We start from the raw sequence: 15,891 nt of genomic DNA on the forward strand, positions 1-15,891 counted from the left end.
CCGTAGGATACGCGCCGGTCATGCCCGTCGAGCCCCATTCATCGCCGCCCGCGTCTGACGGGCCCCGCCACGTCGCCCTGATCATGGACGGCAATGGGCGCTGGGCGCAGGCGCGTGGCCTGCCGCGGGCGATGGGCCATCGCGAGGGGGTCCAGGCGCTGAAGCGCACGGTCCAGGCCGCGCCGGCCCTGGGCATCCGCTGCCTGACCGTGTTCGGCTTCTCGACCGAGAACTGGCGCCGGCCGGCCGAAGAAGTCTCCGATCTGATGGGGCTGGTCCGGGCCTATGTGGCCAGCGACCTGAAGCGGCTGGAGCGCGAGGGCGTCCGGGTTCGCATCCTCGGCCGCCGCGACGGCCTCCCGGAGGACATCGCCCGGATCGTCGAACACACCGAGGCAAGTACGGCCCACAACGACCAATTCCTGCTTCAGGTGGCCTTCAACTACGGCGGCCGGGCCGACATCGTCGACGCCGCCCAGCGCTACGTCGACCGGGTGCGGGCGGGGGAGGCGACCGCCCCGCTGGACGAGGAGACTCTGGGCCTCGGCCTGTCGACCGCGGGCGGACCGCCCGTCGACGTCATCGTCCGCACTTCGGGCGAGCAGCGGCTGTCGAACTTCCTTCTGTGGGAGGCCGCCTACGCCGAGCTGGTCTACCAGAACGTCCTGTGGCCGGACTACGGGCCCGAGGCCCTGGCGGACGTGGTCGAGCAGTACCGGAACCGTGACCGACGCTTCGGGGGCCTGGCGCCCGCTCCCGCGCTCGCGGCCGGCTGATGGCGATGCGTGCCGGCGACATAGGCCTCAGGGCCGCCTCGGCCGTGGTGCTGGCGCCGGCGGCGGTCCTCGGTATCTGGGCCGGCGGCCTGTGGTTCCTCGCCCTGATGCTGGTCGCCTGCGCCCTGCTCGCCGTCGAATGGGCCATGATGAGCGCGGCGAGCGCCTGGCGGCTGATGGCCGGAGCCGTGGCCTTCGGCCTGTTCGCGGCGGTGATCTCGGCCCATGTCGAGCAGCTGTCGCTGGCCCTCGTCATGCTGGTGTTCTGCGCGGCCGCGGCCGGGCTGTTCGCCCGCAGCCGGGGGCAGGAGGCGCTCGACGCGGCCTATGGCGTCCTCTACCTCGGCTGGCCCGCGGTGCTGCTGATCTGGCTCAGGGACGGCACGGAGGCGAGCGGACTGGCGTGGACGGTCTCCGCCTTCATCATCGCCTGGGCGTCCGACATCATGGCCTATCTGGTCGGCAGCCTGATCGGGGGCCGCAAGCTTTGGCCGCGGTTCTCGCCCAACAAGACCTGGTCCGGCTTCATCGGCGGGCTGGCCGCCGGGACGGGCGCGGGGGTCCTGCTCGCGACCTTCCTCGACATGGGCATCGGACCGGCCTGGGGCGGCGCGCTGGGCCTGGCCGCAGCGCTGGCGACCATGGCCGGCGACCTGTGGGAATCGGCGCTGAAGCGGCGCTACGGCGTCAAGGACGCGGGCAAGCTGATCCCGGGCCACGGCGGCCTGCTGGATCGGGTCGACGGGCTGATGTTCGCGGTCGTGGTGGTCGCCTGCGGGCGACTGCTGTTCGTGACCTTCGGAGCCGGATGATGCTGCGCCGCCGCGTCACCGTCCTCGGCTCCACCGGCTCGGTCGGCGTCTCGACGCTGGAACTGATGGAGCAGGCCGAGGCGAGCGGCACGGGCGCCTTCGAGGTCGAGGCCCTGACCTGCGGCGCCAATATCGCAAGGCTGGCCGAGCAGGCCCGGCGCTGGAAGCCGAAACTTGCGGTGACCGCCGACGCCGACCGTCTGCAGGAACTCAGGGAGGCCCTCGCCGGCACCGGCGTCGAGGCCGCGGCCGGGGAGGGGGCTGTCATCGAGGCCGCCGCCCGCCCAGCCGACTGGGTCATGGCCGCGATCGTCGGCGCGGCCGGCCTGCGCTCCGCTTGGGCGGCGGCGGAAACCGGGACCACGCTGGCGCTGGCCAACAAGGAAAGCCTGGTCTGCTGCGGCCCGGCCCTGATCGAGCGGGTGCGCCGCTCCGGCGGCCGGCTGATCCCGGTCGATTCCGAGCATTCGGCCATCTTCCAGGTGTTCCCGCACGACGCGCCGCACCAGGTCGAGAAGCTGATCCTGACCGCCTCCGGCGGTCCGTTCCGGGGCATGCCGCGGGAGTCGCTGGCCGACATCACCCCGGAACAGGCGGTCGCCCACCCGAACTGGAGCATGGGGGCCAAGATCTCGGTCGACAGCGCCACCATGGCCAACAAGGGCCTTGAGGCCATCGAGGCGGCCTATCTGTTCGACATGCCGCCCGACCGCATCGAGGTGGTCGTCCATCCCGAATCCATCATCCACAGCATGGTCGAGTACATCGACGGCTCCACCCTGGCCCAGCTGGGGCCGCCCGACATGAAGACCCCAATCGCCTGCGCCCTGGCCTGGCCCGGGCGGATCGCCTGGCCGGCGCCCAGGCTCGATCTGGCCGCCCTTGGCCGGCTGACCTTCGAGGCCCCGGACGAGACGCGCTTCCCCGCCCTGAAACTGGCCCGCGAAGCGCTTCGGGCGGGCGGCTCCGCGCCGATCGTGTTCAACGCCGCCAACGAGGTCGCGGCGCTGGCGTTTCTTGACCGTCGTCTGGGCTTTCTCAATATTGCCGCAGTCGTCGCCGACACCTTGTCGCGCGTGACGGCCTCGGGGGTGGATTCCGGTTCCCGCAACGCCTGCGATGCGGCTCTGGCCGTCGATGCGCTGGCGCGGCGAGAGGCGGAGTCGATCGTCCGGGGTCTGGCCGCGGCGGCCTGAACGGCGGAGGGTGACATAACGGCATGACGGGCTTCCTGGGCCAGGCGCTGCTCTACATCGTGCCGTTCCTGCTGGTGCTGACGTTCATCGTCACCATCCACGAACTGGGCCATTTCCTTGTCGCACGCGCCTTCGGGGTGAAGATCGACCGGTTCTCGGTCGGCTTCGGCAAGACGATTTTCAGCCGCACCGATCGCCACGGCACCGAGTGGCGGATGGCCTGGTTGCCGCTGGGCGGCTACGTCAAATTCTCCGGCGACCTGGACGCCTCCAGCGTCCCGGACCAGGCCGGACTGGCCGAACTGCGTCAGCGCGTCATCGCCGAGCACGGCCCGGGCGCGGAGCGCGACTATTTCCATTTCAAGCCGCTCTGGCAGCGCGCCCTGATCGTGGCGGCGGGCCCGGCGGCGAATTTCCTGCTGGCGATGGTGCTGTTCACCCTGCTGTTCAGCGCCGTGGGCGAGCAGGTCCTGGCCCCCCGGGTCGCCGTGGTCGAGGCCGGCACGCCCGCGGCCGCAGCCGGGTTCCAGCGCAATGACCTGATCAAGGCCATCGACGGTCGGCCGGTCGCCGACACCTCCGACGTCACCCGCACGGTCATGATGAGCGCCGGCGATCCTCTCCGCTTCACCGTCGATCGCGACGGCCGCGAGATCGTCCTCGTCGCCACGCCGCAGCGCCGGCTCGAGAACGACCAGATCGCCGGCCGGGTCCGAATCGCCCGGATCGGCCTGGGAATGGACCGGCGGATCGAGGATTTCAGCTTCCGTCGCCTGAATCCCGTCGAAGCCTTCGGCAAGGGCGTCGAAACGATCGGCTCGACCGTGGCCACGACCGGCACCTATATCGGCCGCATCTTCATGGGCAAGGAGTCCGGCGACCTGCTGAACGGTCCGATCGGCATCGCCAAGGCGGCCGGCGGGGTCACCCAGCAGGCTGTGTCGGCCAATCCCGACCCGGGCTGGATGGCCGCCAATCTCGCCCTGACCTTCCTCAGCTTCGCCGCCCTGGTGTCCATCGGGATCGGTACGGTGAACCTGCTGCCGATCCCGGTTCTCGACGGCGGCCACCTTCTGTTCTACGGCTATGAAGCTGTGGCGCGCAGGCCAGTCCCCGCGCGTGTTCAGGAGGTCGGTTACCGCGTCGGTCTTGCTTTGCTGGCGGGATTGATGTTGTTCGCCACCTGGCACGACCTGCAGAAGCTGAGCCTGTTCAAATTCCTCGGCGGGCTCGCTTGATGAGCCGACGCCAGCCCCCGATGGTTTCCCGCATGATCCGACAAGACGCGTCCGCCCTTCGTTTCGCCCGTGGCCTGAGCCCGAGCCTGCTGGCCCTTGCGGTCGCGGCCGGACTGGCCGGCCCGGCGCTGGCCCAGACCCCGGCGCCGGCGCCCCCCGCCGCCCAGCCGGCCCCGACCGTGGTCGTTGAGGAGGCGCCTCAGGCTCCGCCCGCCCGGCAGGAACAGCGGGTGGTGGTCAACCGCATCCTCGTGCGCGGCAACCAGCGCATCGACCAGACCACCATCCTGTCCTACCTGCCGATCCAGCCCGGCGACACGGTCGACGCGGCCGTTCTGGACGTGGCCGTGCGGACCCTTACGCGGACCCAGCTGTTCGCCGACGTCCAGCTCGGCGTGCAGCCGAATGGCGATCTGATCGTCGAGATCGTCGAGAACCCGATCATCAACCAGGTGGTGTTCGAGGGCAACGGCGCGATCGGCGAGGACAAGCTGCGCGAGGAAGTCACCCTCGCTCCGCGCGGCATCTACACCCGCGCCCGCGTCCAGGAGGATGTCGGCAAGATCGTCGAGCTGTATCGCCTGTCCGGCCGGATCTCGGCCACGGTGACGCCCAAGCTGGTCCAGCTGGATCAGAACCGCGTCGACGTCGTCTTCGAGATCGACGAGGGCCCGGAAACCGGCGTGCGGACGATCACCTTCCTCGGCAACACCGCCTTCTCGGATGGCGACCTGCAGGAGGTGATGGTCACCAAGCGCTCGCAGTGGTGGCAGTTCTTCTCGTCCAACGACAACTACGATCCCAATCGTCTGGACTACGACCGGGAGCAGCTGCGGAAATTCTACACCAACCGCGGCTATTACGACTTCCGCGTCCTGTCGGCGATCGCCGAGCTGGCGCCCGATGACAGCGCCTTCGGGATCACCATCACGGTGAACGAGGGCGACCGCTACAATTTCGGCACGGTCGACGTGGTCACCGAAAACGACCGGCTGAATCCCGAATTCCTCAAGCTGCTGCTGCCGATCCGGCCCGGCCAGCTGTACGAAAGCGATCAGATCGAGGCGGCTGTCGACGCCCTGACCTTCGCGGCCGGGTCCGCCGGCTACGCCTTCGTCGAAATCGAGCCGTCGTACCGCGCCAACCCCGAGACGGACACCGTCGACGTCACCTTCAACGTCAAGGAAGGCCAGCGCGTCTACGTCGACCGCATCAACGTCATCGGCAACACCCGCACCCTGGACAACGTCATCCGCCGCGAGATGATGCTGACCGAGGGCGACGCCTTCAACCGCACCCTGCTGGAGCGGTCGCGCAACAACCTGCGCGGCCTTGGCTTCTTCAAGGACGTCACCGTTGATGAAGCGCGCGGCTCGGCGCCGGACCGCTCGGTCGTCAACGTCCGGGTCACGGAACAGCCGACCGGCGAACTGTCCGTCGGCGCGGGCTTCAGCTCGGTCGACTCCTTCGTGGTCAACCTGGGCATCACCGAGCGGAACTTCCGCGGGCGCGGCCAGAACGTCGTCGCCCGTATCGAATGGGGCTCGCTGCGCCAGCAGATCGACTTCCGCTTCACCGAGCCGAAATTCCTCGGCCGCGACCTGCGGGCCGGCTTCGACGCCTTCCATTCGCGCTACGATCTCAGCGAATACTCCTCGTACGACTACCGCTCGACGGGCGGCGGCGTGCGCCTGTCCTATCCGCTGAACGCCTACACCCTGCTCAGCACCCGCTATTTCCTGAAGTCGGACGAGATCATCGTCCCGAACAACTTCTGCGCGGTCGGAGGCACGGGATCGAACGCCCTGTGCGATCAGGTCGGCTCCTTCCTCAACTCCTCGGCCGGGTACACCCTGTACGTCGACCGGCGGAACGATCCGGTCCGCCCGACCCGCGGCTGGACCGGCACCCTGCGTCAGGACTTCGCCGGCATCGGCGGCGACGTGAACTATGTGAAGACCGAGGCCGACGTCTCCGCCTACTGGGGCATCACCCCGAACTGGATCGTCACGGCCGCGGCTTCCACGGGTTATGTGTCGGGCTGGGGCGGTGATCCGATCCGCATCAACGACCGCTTCTTCAAGGGCGGCAACAGCTTCCGCGGCTTCGAGACCGCCGGCATCGGTCCGCGCGACCTGATCACGACGGACGCGCTGGGCGGCAATTTCTACGTTATCGGCACCCTTGAACTGACGGTACCGAACGGCCTGCCGGAAGACTATGGTATCCGCACCTCGCTGTTCACCGACGTGGGCACCGTGGGCGCCCTGGACGACCGGTACACGGTCGACGCCAACGGCACTCCCAGCACCCGGATCGTCGACGATCTGGAACTGCGCGCCTCGGCGGGCGTGAGCATCCACTGGCGTTCGCCGATGGGCCCGATCCGCTTCGATCTCAGCCAGGTCCTCGGCAGCCAGGACTACGACAAGACAGAAACGTTCCGCTTCTCGACTTCAACCCAGTTCTAACCGACGGGCTCCCGGCCCGCTCAAAGGCATACCCATGAAAACCCTCGCTTACGGCGCCTTCGCCCTCTCCATGATGGCCGCCGGCGCCGTCTCGGCCCAGACCCAGCCCGCCCAACAGCCGATCACCCACGGCGCGCCGGTGGCTGGGGTCTGCGTCCTCAACCTCGAAGCCGTGATCCGCGCGTCCACCGCCGGTCAGGGCGTCGCCGCCCGCATGCAGGCCCTGCAGCAGGAGGTCGCCGCCGAGCTGGCGCCCTACCAGGCCACCATCCAGCAGGAAGACGCCGCTCTCGCCCAGGGCGGAGCCTCCATCCCGGCCGACCAGCGCGCGCAACGCGCCCGGGACCTGCAGGCCCGGTTCACCGAATATCAGCAGCTGGGCCAGACCCGCGAACGCGAGCTGCAATACACCGCCTCGCTGCAGCAGCGCGCCCTGTTCTCCGCCGCCGACCCGATCATCGCCTCGACCTACCAGTCGCGCGGCTGCAGCGTCCTGCTGGATCGTTCGAGCGTCTATCTGAGCAACCCCGCGATGGACATCAGCGAGACCGTGCTTCAGCAGCTGAACAGCCAGGTGCCGTCGCTGCCGAGCTTCAACCGCACCCCGGTGCCGGTCGAGCAGCCGCAGCAATAGACGCCGTATTGAGAAATGCCCGATCTGCGTTTCTTCGAAAGCCTGCCGGCGCTGAGCGTCGCCGGCCTGGCCGAGCGGATCGGGGCTGAGGTGGTTCGCGGCGGAGATCGGATGATCTCCGCCGTCGCCCCTTTGGGGGCCGCCGGCGCGGACGATTTGGCCTTCCTCGGCGATCGCCGCTTCCTGGCCAGCCTGTCCGCGACCGCCGCCGGCTGCGTGGTCGTGCCGGTGTCCGCCGTGGACGCCGCGCCCGCCGGCGCCGCCGTTCTCGTCTCCGGCGAGGCCCAGGCGGCCTGGGCCCGGGCGTCATTGCTCCTGCATCGTCCGATCGCCCTGGGCCGACCCGCGGCCCCCGAAGACGCCGTCGAGGATGGGTCGGTCGTGCTCGAGCCGGGCGTGGTCCTGGGCCGGGGCGTCCGAATCGGCCGCGGCAGCCGCATCGGAGCCAATACCGTCATCGGCCCGGGCGTCCAGATCGGCCGCGACTGCGCCATCGGATCGAATGTCACCATCGGCTTCGCCCTGATCGGCGACCGCGTTCGCCTGCTGTCGGGCGCGCGCATCGGGGAGCCGGGCTTCGGCGCCGCCGGGTCGCGATCGGGGCCGATCGACGTGCCGCAGCTGGGCCGGGTCATCCTGCAGGACGGCGTCAGCGTCGGCGCCAACACCTGCATCGACCGCGGGGCCTATGACGACACGGTCATCGGCGAGAACACCAAGATCGATAACCTCTGCATGATCGGCCACAACTGCGTGATCGGGCGCAACTGCCTGATGGCCGCGCACACCGGCCTGTCGGGCACGGTGACGGTGGGCGATGGCGTCATGTTCGGCGGCCAGGCGGGCATCGGGGACCATCTGACCATCGGCGAGGGCGCCCGGGTCGCCGCCGGCGCCGGGGTGCTGCAGGACATCCCTCCCGGCGAGACCTGGTCCGGCTATCCGGCAAAACCCCTTCGACAGTCCTTGCGTGAAGCGGTCTGGCTCGCCAAACAGGCGTCCGGAAAGGCACGCGCAGGGAAGACCGGGAATGACTGACGAAACGGCCGCCGGCACGATCATCGATTACGCCGAGGTGATGCGGCGCCTGCCGCACCGCTATCCGTTCCTCCTCGTCGACAAGGCCGAGGACTTCGTGTCGGGAACGTCGATCACCGGCATCAAGAACGTCACCCACAACGAGCCCTTCTTTCCCGGTCACTTTCCGATCGATCCGGTCATGCCGGGCGTGATGATCATCGAGGCGATGGCCCAGACCGGGGCGCTGATGATGTCCAAGACCCTGGACGTTTCGGTCGAGGGCAAGATCATCATGTTCATGTCGATCGACGGCGTCCGCTTCCGCAAGCCGGCCCGGCCCGGGGACCAGCTGCGCATGAAGGTGGTGGTCACCAAGCAGCGCGGCGACATCTTCAAATTCCGCGGCGAGACCTTCATCGACGGCAAGCTGGCCGCCGAGGCCGATTTCGCCGCCATGATGGTCAGCGTCGACCAGCCGGTCGCGCCGTGAGCATCCATCCCACCGCCATCGTCGATTCCGGGGCGCAGCTCGCCGACGGCGTGGAAATCGGCCCGTGGTGCGTCGTCGGCCCCGGCGTCGTCCTCGGCGCGGATGTCCGTCTGGTCAGTCACGTCGTCGTCCAGCAGGACACCACGGTCGGCGCACGCACCGTCATCCACCCCTTCTGCGTGATCGGCGGCGATCCGCAGCACGGCGGCTACAAGGGGGAACCGGTTCGCCTTGAGATCGGGTCCGACAACGTCGTCCGCGAGCACTGCACCTTCAACCGGGGGACGCCGGGCGACCGCAAGCTGACCACGATCGGCTCGAACGGGCTGTTCATGACCGGCGCCCACGTCGGCCACGACGCCGTGGTCGGCGACAATGTCACCATGGCCAACCATGCGACGCTCGGCGGACACTCCCGCGTCGGCTCGCGGGTGTTCCTCGGCGGGCTTTGCGCCGTGCACCAATTCGGCCGGGTGGGGCAGGGGGCGATCGTCGGCGGTCTCGCGGCGGTGACAAGGGATGTCATCCCGTACGGCTCGGCCTGGGGCAACCACGCCCGTCTGCACGGCCTCAACCTGGTGGGACTGAAACGCAAGGGCTACGGCAAGGACGCCATCCGCCGGCTGCTGGCCGCCTATCGCGACCTGTTCGAAGGCGGCGGCACCTTCGCCGATCGAGTGGATGCGGCGGCGGCCGAATACGCCGACCTGCCCGAGATCGTGGAGATCGTGGCCTTCATCCGCGAGGACGGCAAACGTCCGCTTTGCCTGCCCGGCGAATGAGCAAGCTCGGGCTGATCGCGGGCGGCGGCGCCCTGCCGCTGTCGGTCGCGGCCCGTTGCGAGGCCGAGGGTCGGCCGGTCTTCGTGGTCCGCCTCGCCGGTTTCGCCGATCCCCACCTGTCGCGTTACCCGGGCGTCGACGCCGGCATGGCCGAGATCGGCCGGGTGCTTTCGGCGCTGAAGAAGGCTGGCTGCGACGCGGTCTGCTTCGCCGGCACGGTCAACCGGCCGGATTTCAAGAGCCTGAAGCCGGACTTCAAGGGCATGACCCTGCTGCCCGGCATCATCGCAGAGGCGGCCAAGGGCGACGACGCCTTGCTGCGCAAGATCCTGTCGGTGTTCGAAGGCGAGGGTTACGCCATCCAGGGCGCCGATGACATCTTGGGCGGAGAAACCATGCCGCCCGGCGCCCTGGGCGCGATCACGCCCACGCCGGAACAGCTTCAGGACCTGAGAAAGGCGCTGCACGTAGCGGAAAAGGCAGGGGAACTCGATATCGGCCAAGGCGCTGTCGTCTGCGACGGTCTGGTGCTGGCGGTCGAGGCCCAGGAAGGCACGGACGCCATGCTGGCGCGGGTCGCCGCCCTGCCGTCGGACCTGCGCGGTTCGTCCGCGGATCGCAGGGGCGCGCTCGGCAAGGCCCCCAAGCCGATCCAGGACCTGCGCGTCGACATGCCGGTCATGGGCGCGCGCACCATCGAACTGGCCGCCGCCGCGGGGCTGGCGGGGGTCGGCGGGGTCGCGGGCAAGCTGATCCTGATCGACCACGCGGCCATCGTCGAGGCCGCCGACCGGCTGGGGCTGTTCGTCTGGGGCGAGATCCCGGCATGAGCCGTCCGCTGAAAATCATGCTGGTCGCCGCCGAGGCGTCCGGCGATGCGCTGGGGGCGGGCCTGGCCCATGCGCTCAAGGCCCGGCTGGGCCCCGAGGTGGTCTTCGTCGGCGTCGGCGGGTCAAAGATGGCCGAGGCCGGGGTCGACAGCCCTTTCGACATCACCGACCTGTCCGTGCTCGGCTGGCTCGAAGGCCTCAAGGCCTATGGCGTGGTCAGGCGGCGGGTGGCGGACACGGCCGCGCTGGCGGTGGCGGAGCAGCCCGACGCCGTTGTCCTGATCGACAGCTGGGGCTTCACCATCCGGGTGGCCAAGGCGATCCGGGCCATCCTGCCGGATGTGCCGCTGATCAAATACGTCGGGCCCCAGGTCTGGGCCTCCCGTCCGGGCCGGGCCAGGACGCTCGCGGGCTCCGTCGACCACCTGCTGGCCCTCTACGCCTTTGATGCGCCGTGGTTTGAACGCGAGGGTCTGGCCACAACCGTCGTCGGCTCGCAGGCCCTGCATGTCGACATGAGCGGGGCCGATGCCGCCGCTTTCCGCGCCTCTCGGGGCATCGCGGCCGACGCGCCCCTGTTGCTGGTCCTGCCCGGCAGCCGGCCGTCCGAGGTCCGTCTGATGACCCCTGTGTACGAGGCCGCCGTGGCGCGGCTCAAACAGGCCGACCCGACCCTTGAGGTCGCCGTGGTCGCGGCCGGAACCGTGGCCGACGATGTCACCGCGCGGGTCGCCGCCTGGCCCTTCCGCGCCCAAGTCGTCTCCGAGGCGGATAAATACTCGGCCATGAAGGCCGCCACGGTCGCTCTCGCCACCAGCGGCACGGTCTCCACCGAATTGGCCTTGGCGGGCGCGCCGATGGTGATCTCCTACCGCTTCCAGCCGCTCAGCTACGCGATCATGAAGCCGTTCTTCACCGGCAAATACGCCACCCTGTTCAATCACGCCGCCGGCGAGGAGATCGCGCCCGAACTGATCCAGAACGACGCCACGCCGGGCAAGCTGGCCGAGGCCGTCGGTGGGCTCCTCGCGGACCCTGAGGCGCGAACGCATCAGGCGGCGCGCCAGACGGCGGCGCTGGACCTGATGGGGCGCGAGGGCCGCGATCCGTCAGAGATCGCCGCCGACGCGGTGCTGCGGGTCATCGTCGAAGGTCGGAACGGCGCGGCACAGGCGGGCTGAAGCGCCCGCCGCGCCTTGCCATCACCGAACCAGCCGTTACGCTCCCGGCGTGACCCAACAAGCCATTGAATCAGTCGCCGTCATCGGCGGCGGCACCGCCGGCTGGATGGCCGCCGCCGCCCTGGCCCGCAAGCTGCGCGGCGCGGTGCGCATCACCCTCGTCGAATCGGCGGAAATCGGCACCGTCGGCGTCGGCGAGGCGACCATTCCGCCCATCGTCGATTTCAACGCCTTCCTCGGCCTCGACGAGGAGGCCTTCGTCCGCGCCACCCAGGCCAGTTTCAAGCTCGGGATCGAGCTGCGCGGCTGGGGCGCCCCCGGCGACGTCTATCTGCACCCGTTCGGCCGCTACGGTCTCGATTTCGAGGGCACGTCCTTCCACCAGCACTGGCTGCGCCAGCGCAGCCTCGGCGCCGACCCGGGCTCGCTGGACGAGTACTGCCTGCCGGCCGAAGCCGCCCGCGCCGGGAAATTCTTCCGCCCGGTCAAGGACACGCGCAACATCCTGTCGATGCTGGCCTATGCCTTCCACTTCGACGCCTCGCGCTACGCCGCCTTCCTGCGCGCCTGGTCCGAGGAGCGCGGCGTGGTGCGCCAGGAAGGCAAGATCGTCGAGGTCCTGCAGCGCCCGCTCGACGGCTTCATCCAGGGCGTGCGCCTGGAATCGGGAGAGGTCATCGAGGCCGACCTGTTCGTCGACTGCACCGGCTTCCGCGGCCTGCTGATCGAGCAGACGCTGCAGGCGGGTTTCGAGGACTGGACCCATTGGTTGCCCTGCGACCGCGCCGTGGCGGTGGCCAGCGAGAACGTCGGGGCGCCCGAACCCTACACCCGCTCGACGGCGCAGAGGGCGGGCTGGCGCTGGCGCATTCCGCTGCAGCACCGCACCGGCAATGGCTACGTCCACTGCAGTCAGTTCATCAGCGAGGACGAGGCCACGGCCGACCTGCTGGCGGGGCTGGACGGGGAGGCGGTGGCCGAACCGCGCATGCTGCGCTTCAAGACCGGCCGCCGTCGCAAGTCGTGGATCAAGAACTGCGTCGCGCTCGGCCTCGCCTCGGGCTTCCTGGAGCCGCTGGAGTCGACCAGCATCCACATGATTCAGAGCGGCATCTTCCGCCTGCTCGCCATGTTCCCGGACCGGACCTTCGATCCCGTTCTGACCGATGAATACAACCGCCGCACGGCGACCGAATACACCCGGCTGCGCGACTTCGTGATCCTGCACTACCACGCCACCACCCGGTCCGATTCGCCGTTGTGGGACCATGTGCGGACCATGGAGGTTCCGGAGACTCTGCAGCGCAAGCTGGACCTGTTCCGCAGCAGCGGCCGCTTCTTCCGCGAGGACGAGGAACTGTTCTCCGAGACCAGCTGGGTGGCGGTGATGATGGGGCAGGGGATCATGCCGCAGAGCTTCGACCCGGTCGCGGCGGCGCACGATCCGGAGGCGATGCGTCAGCGGATGGAGCGGTTCCGCGCCGCGGTGAGCCATGCCGCCGCCGAAATGCCGACCCACCAGGCCTTCATCGACAGCCACTGCAAGGCCCCGCCGGTCTGAGGCGAAGGCCGGTCCAACGAAAAACGCCGGGGCGCGGGCCCCGGCGTCCTCCTGTCATCGTATCTGACGAGCCGTCGGCGCCGGCTCAGCCCCGTTGCTGGATCGGCACATAGTCGCGCTCGGTCGGGCCGGTGTAGAGCTGGCGCGGGCGGCCGATCTTCTGCGTCGGGTCGCCGATCATCTCCTGCCACTGGGCGATCCAGCCGACCGTACGGGCCAGCGAGAACAGCACGGTGAACATCGAGGTCGGGAAGCCCATCGCCGACAGGGTGATGCCCGAATAGAAGTCCACGTTCGGGAACAGCTTGCGCTCGATGAAATACTCGTCGTTCAGCGCGATCCGCTCCAGTTCCTTGGCCACCTGGAACAGCGGGTCGTTCGGATCGCCGACGGCCTCGAGCACCTCGTCGGCGCTCTCCTTCATGACCTTGGCGCGGGGGTCGTAGTTCTTGTAGACCCGGTGGCCGAAGCCCATCAGCTTGTATTTCTTGGCCTTAACCCCCTCGATGAACTCCGGGATCCGCTCCGGCGTGCCGATCTCCTTGAGCATGGTCAGCGCCTCCTCGTTGGCGCCGCCGTGCGACGGGCCCCACAGGCAGGCGATGCCGGCGGCGATGCAGGCGAACGGATTGGCGCCCGACGACCCGGCCAGGCGCACGGTCGAGGTCGAGGCGTTCTGCTCGTGGTCGGCGTGCAGGATGAAGATGCGGTCCATGGCCCGGGCCAGCACCGGATTGACGACATAGTCCTCGGCCGGAACGGCGAAGCACATGCGCAGGAAATTCTCGGCGTAGTTCAGGTCGTTGCGCGGCGAGATGAACGGCTGGCCGATGTGGTATTTGTAGGCCCGCGCCGCGATCGTCGGCATCTTGGCGATCAGCCGGATGGCCGAGATGTTCCGCTGCACCGGGTCATGGATGTCCAGGCTATCGTGATAGAAGGCCGACAGCGCCCCGACCGTCCCGACCATTATGGCCATCGGGTGGGCGTCGCGGCGGAAGCCCTCGAAGAACCGGTCGAACTGCGAGTGCAGCATCGTGTGCATGGTGATGCTGCGTTCGAAGGCCTCATACTCCGAGGCGGTCGGCAGTTCGCCGTGCAGGAGCAGGTGGCAGACCTCGACGAAGTTGGACTTCGAGGCCAACTGGTCGATCGGATAGCCGCGGTGAAGCAGCATCCCCTTGTCGCCGTCGATGAAGGTCAGGGCGCTCTCGCACGCCGCGGTCGAGGTGAAGCCCGGATCGTAGGTGAAGGCGTCGGTGGCGCCATACAGCTTGCGGATGTCGATCACATCGGGGCCGGTCGAGCCCGACAGCACCGGCAATTCCACGGACTTGTCGCCGTAGGTGAGGGTGGCCGAGCCGGCGGGTTTGGCGAGTTCAGTCATATGGGCCCCTTGGTCAGACGGCGGCCTCGCACGGGGAGGCGGCGGGTCGTGTTTCGGTACGAAGGTCAGATAGTCTGTTGCAGCGCATCATTCAAACGGCCGAGGCTTTCTTCTCGCCCCAGCGCGGCCAAAGTTTTCGCAATGTCGGGCGAGGCCGAGCCGCCGGTGAGGGCCGCACGGACGGCGGGCCCGATCTTCCCGAAGCCGACGGCCTCTTCCTCGGCGAACACCTTGAGCTCGGTCTCGAGCGCGAACACGTCCCAGCTTTCGAACAGTGCCAGCCGATCGCGCAACCGGCCGATGCGCTGGCCCGACTCGCCTGACAGCAATTCCTGACCCTTGGCCTCGATCGCGATCGGCCGCGGCGCCAGCACGAAGGCTGTCTGGTCGGCCAGTTCCAGCGTGGTCTTCGCCCGGCCCTTGATGAACGGCATGGCCCGCGTCAGCCGCGCCTCGTCATCCGGCCCCAGCGCGTGGCCGCGCGCCAGATGCACATCCAGCGTCAGCTTGGCGAGCCGATCGTCGTCAGCCAGCCGGATCCAGTGGGCGTTGACGTGGGCCAGCTTGTCGAAGTCCAGCCGCGCCGGCGCCCGGCCAACCCCCGCCAGGTCGAACCATTCCCTCGCCTGGGCGTCGGAGAACAGCTCGTCGTCCCCGTGCGCCCAGCCCAGCCGCGCCAGATAGTTTCTCATGGCCTCGGGCAGGTAGCCCATCTCGGCGTATTCATGCACCGCCTGCGCGCCGTGCCGCTTCGACAGCTTGGCGCCGTCAGGCCCGTGGATCAGCGGGATGTGAGCGAAGGTCGGCCGGGTCCACCCCAGGGCGTCATAGATCAGGCTCTGGCGAGCGGCGTTGTTCAGGTGGTCGTCGCCCCGGATCACGTGGGTGACGCCCATGTCGTGGTCGTCGACGACGACCGCGAGATTGTAGGTCGGGGCGCCGTCCGAGCGCAGGATCACAAGATCGTCCAGCGAGGCCGACTCCCAGCGCACCGTTCCCTGCACCGCGTCCTCGACCACGACGGGCTTGTCGGCGGGCCGGCGGAAGCGGACCGTGTGCGGCTTCGACAGGTCGTCGACCGTAGGCGTGCGGTCCCGCCACGGGGATTCAAAACTGCGACCTTCGGCCTTGGCCGCGTCACGTAGGGCGCCGGTCTCTTCGGCGGTCAGGAAATCGCGGTAGGCGTGGCCGGTCTCCAGCAGGATGTTGGCCACCTCGCGATGCCGGTCGGCGCGAGCGAACTGGAACACCGGCTCGTCGTCGGCGAACAGGCCCAGCCAGCTCAGGCCGTCGAAGATCGCCTTGACCGCGGCGTCGGTGGACCGCTCGCGATCCGTGTCTTCCACCCGGATCAGGAACCGGCCGTTGTGCCGCCGCGCGTACAAATAGTTGAAAAGCGCCGTGCGAGCGCCGCCTATGTGCAGGAAGCCGGTCGGCGAGGGGGCAAAGCGGGTGACGACTTCGGGGGCGGAAGCGGACGGGGAGGTCATGGCGGGCGTTATACCGCCCGCGC

General features: G+C 69.0%; 14 protein-coding genes. 12 read left to right on the forward strand and 2 right to left on the reverse strand.

The features are described from left to right. The first annotated feature begins 20 nt into the window (after positions 1-20). From uppS to VEA98_RS11265, 12 genes are read left to right on the forward strand one after another with little or no spacing between them, the layout of a single operon-like run. Positions 21-776, forward strand: coding sequence for a polyprenyl diphosphate synthase (gene uppS / locus VEA98_RS11210; RefSeq protein ID WP_324814255.1), 756 nt, complete (start codon positions 21-23; stop codon positions 774-776). Further along, entirely contained in the window at positions 776-1,588 is an 813-nt protein-coding gene (locus VEA98_RS11215; RefSeq protein ID WP_324814257.1) for a phosphatidate cytidylyltransferase, read from the forward strand. Before uppS ends, VEA98_RS11215 begins: the two co-directional genes overlap by 1 nt. Beyond that, complete coding sequence (gene dxr, locus VEA98_RS11220) at positions 1,588-2,784, forward strand: 1-deoxy-D-xylulose-5-phosphate reductoisomerase (protein ID WP_324814260.1); 1,197 nt, start codon at positions 1,588-1,590, stop codon at positions 2,782-2,784. Before VEA98_RS11215 ends, dxr begins: the two co-directional genes overlap by 1 nt. 23 nt (positions 2,785-2,807) lie before the next feature. After that, positions 2,808-4,022: a M50 family metallopeptidase gene (locus VEA98_RS11225; RefSeq protein ID WP_324814262.1), complete on the forward strand. Its 1,215-nt coding sequence runs from the start codon at positions 2,808-2,810 to the stop codon at positions 4,020-4,022. Positions 4,023-4,054: 32 nt separating this feature from the next. Continuing rightward, the gene (gene bamA, locus VEA98_RS11230; RefSeq protein ID WP_324814264.1) at positions 4,055-6,493 is read left to right on the forward strand and encodes an outer membrane protein assembly factor BamA; all 2,439 of its coding nucleotides are present in this window, start codon (positions 4,055-4,057) and stop codon (positions 6,491-6,493) included. Between the two features lie 34 nt (positions 6,494-6,527). Then, positions 6,528-7,127: an OmpH family outer membrane protein gene (locus VEA98_RS11235; RefSeq protein WP_324814266.1), complete on the forward strand. Its 600-nt coding sequence runs from the start codon at positions 6,528-6,530 to the stop codon at positions 7,125-7,127. Positions 7,128-7,142: 15 nt separating this feature from the next. Further along, a complete protein-coding gene (lpxD, locus tag VEA98_RS11240) occupies positions 7,143-8,165 on the forward strand; it encodes a UDP-3-O-(3-hydroxymyristoyl)glucosamine N-acyltransferase (protein WP_324814269.1) in 1,023 nt (340 codons plus the stop codon). Continuing rightward, positions 8,158-8,637, forward strand: a complete 480-nt coding sequence (gene fabZ, locus VEA98_RS11245; RefSeq protein ID WP_324814271.1) for a 3-hydroxyacyl-ACP dehydratase FabZ — start codon at positions 8,158-8,160, stop codon at positions 8,635-8,637. Before lpxD ends, fabZ begins: the two co-directional genes overlap by 8 nt. After that, entirely contained in the window at positions 8,634-9,419 is a 786-nt protein-coding gene (gene lpxA / locus VEA98_RS11250) for an acyl-ACP--UDP-N-acetylglucosamine O-acyltransferase (RefSeq protein WP_324814273.1), read from the forward strand. The genes fabZ and lpxA overlap by 4 nt, the downstream gene beginning before the upstream one ends. Next, on the forward strand, positions 9,416-10,249 hold the full coding sequence (lpxI, locus tag VEA98_RS11255; RefSeq protein ID WP_324814276.1) for a UDP-2,3-diacylglucosamine diphosphatase: 834 nt from the start codon (positions 9,416-9,418) through the stop codon (positions 10,247-10,249). The genes lpxA and lpxI overlap by 4 nt, the downstream gene beginning before the upstream one ends. Next, a complete protein-coding gene (gene lpxB, locus VEA98_RS11260) occupies positions 10,246-11,430 on the forward strand; it encodes a lipid-A-disaccharide synthase (RefSeq protein WP_324814279.1) in 1,185 nt (394 codons plus the stop codon). The genes lpxI and lpxB overlap by 4 nt, the downstream gene beginning before the upstream one ends. Before the next feature lie 49 nt (positions 11,431-11,479). Next, positions 11,480-12,991 (forward strand): tryptophan halogenase family protein, encoded by a 1,512-nt coding sequence (locus tag VEA98_RS11265; RefSeq protein WP_324814281.1) that lies wholly within the window; start codon positions 11,480-11,482, stop codon positions 12,989-12,991. A gap of 85 nt (positions 12,992-13,076) precedes the next feature. On the opposite strand, the gene gltA is transcribed toward VEA98_RS11265, so the two are convergent. Next, positions 13,077-14,378 (reverse strand): citrate synthase, encoded by a 1,302-nt coding sequence (gene gltA / locus VEA98_RS11270; RefSeq protein WP_324814284.1) that lies wholly within the window; start codon positions 14,376-14,378, stop codon positions 13,077-13,079. Between the two features lie 65 nt (positions 14,379-14,443). Beyond that, complete coding sequence (gene gltX / locus VEA98_RS11275) at positions 14,444-15,868, reverse strand: glutamate--tRNA ligase (protein ID WP_324814286.1); 1,425 nt, start codon at positions 15,866-15,868, stop codon at positions 14,444-14,446. Positions 15,869-15,891 lie beyond the last annotated feature (23 nt).

The sequence above is a fragment of the Brevundimonas sp. genome (genome assembly GCF_035627055.1).
Lineage (GTDB): Bacteria > Pseudomonadota > Alphaproteobacteria > Caulobacterales > Caulobacteraceae > Brevundimonas.

Bases quoted from the DNA above. Each gene is read 5' to 3' on its own strand.
- lpxD (WP_324814269.1), top strand. From the start codon at position 7,143: ATGCCCGATCTGCGTTTCTTCGAAAGCCTGCCGGCGCTGAGCGTCGCC.
- uppS (WP_324814255.1), top strand. From the start codon at position 21: ATGCCCGTCGAGCCCCATTCATCGCCGCCCGCGTCTGACGGGCCCCGC.
- fabZ (WP_324814271.1), top strand. From the start codon at position 8,158: ATGACTGACGAAACGGCCGCCGGCACGATCATCGATTACGCCGAGGTG.
- lpxI (WP_324814276.1), top strand. From the start codon at position 9,416: ATGAGCAAGCTCGGGCTGATCGCGGGCGGCGGCGCCCTGCCGCTGTCG.
- gltA (WP_324814284.1), bottom strand. From the start codon at position 14,378: ATGACTGAACTCGCCAAACCCGCCGGCTCGGCCACCCTCACCTACGGC.
- VEA98_RS11235 (WP_324814266.1), top strand. From the start codon at position 6,528: ATGAAAACCCTCGCTTACGGCGCCTTCGCCCTCTCCATGATGGCCGCC.
- gltX (WP_324814286.1), bottom strand. From the start codon at position 15,868: ATGACCTCCCCGTCCGCTTCCGCCCCCGAAGTCGTCACCCGCTTTGCC.
- VEA98_RS11225 (WP_324814262.1), top strand. From the start codon at position 2,808: ATGACGGGCTTCCTGGGCCAGGCGCTGCTCTACATCGTGCCGTTCCTG.
- VEA98_RS11215 (WP_324814257.1), top strand. From the start codon at position 776: ATGGCGATGCGTGCCGGCGACATAGGCCTCAGGGCCGCCTCGGCCGTG.
- dxr (WP_324814260.1), top strand. From the start codon at position 1,588: ATGCTGCGCCGCCGCGTCACCGTCCTCGGCTCCACCGGCTCGGTCGGC.
- lpxB (WP_324814279.1), top strand. From the start codon at position 10,246: ATGAGCCGTCCGCTGAAAATCATGCTGGTCGCCGCCGAGGCGTCCGGC.
- bamA (WP_324814264.1), top strand. From the start codon at position 4,055: ATGATCCGACAAGACGCGTCCGCCCTTCGTTTCGCCCGTGGCCTGAGC.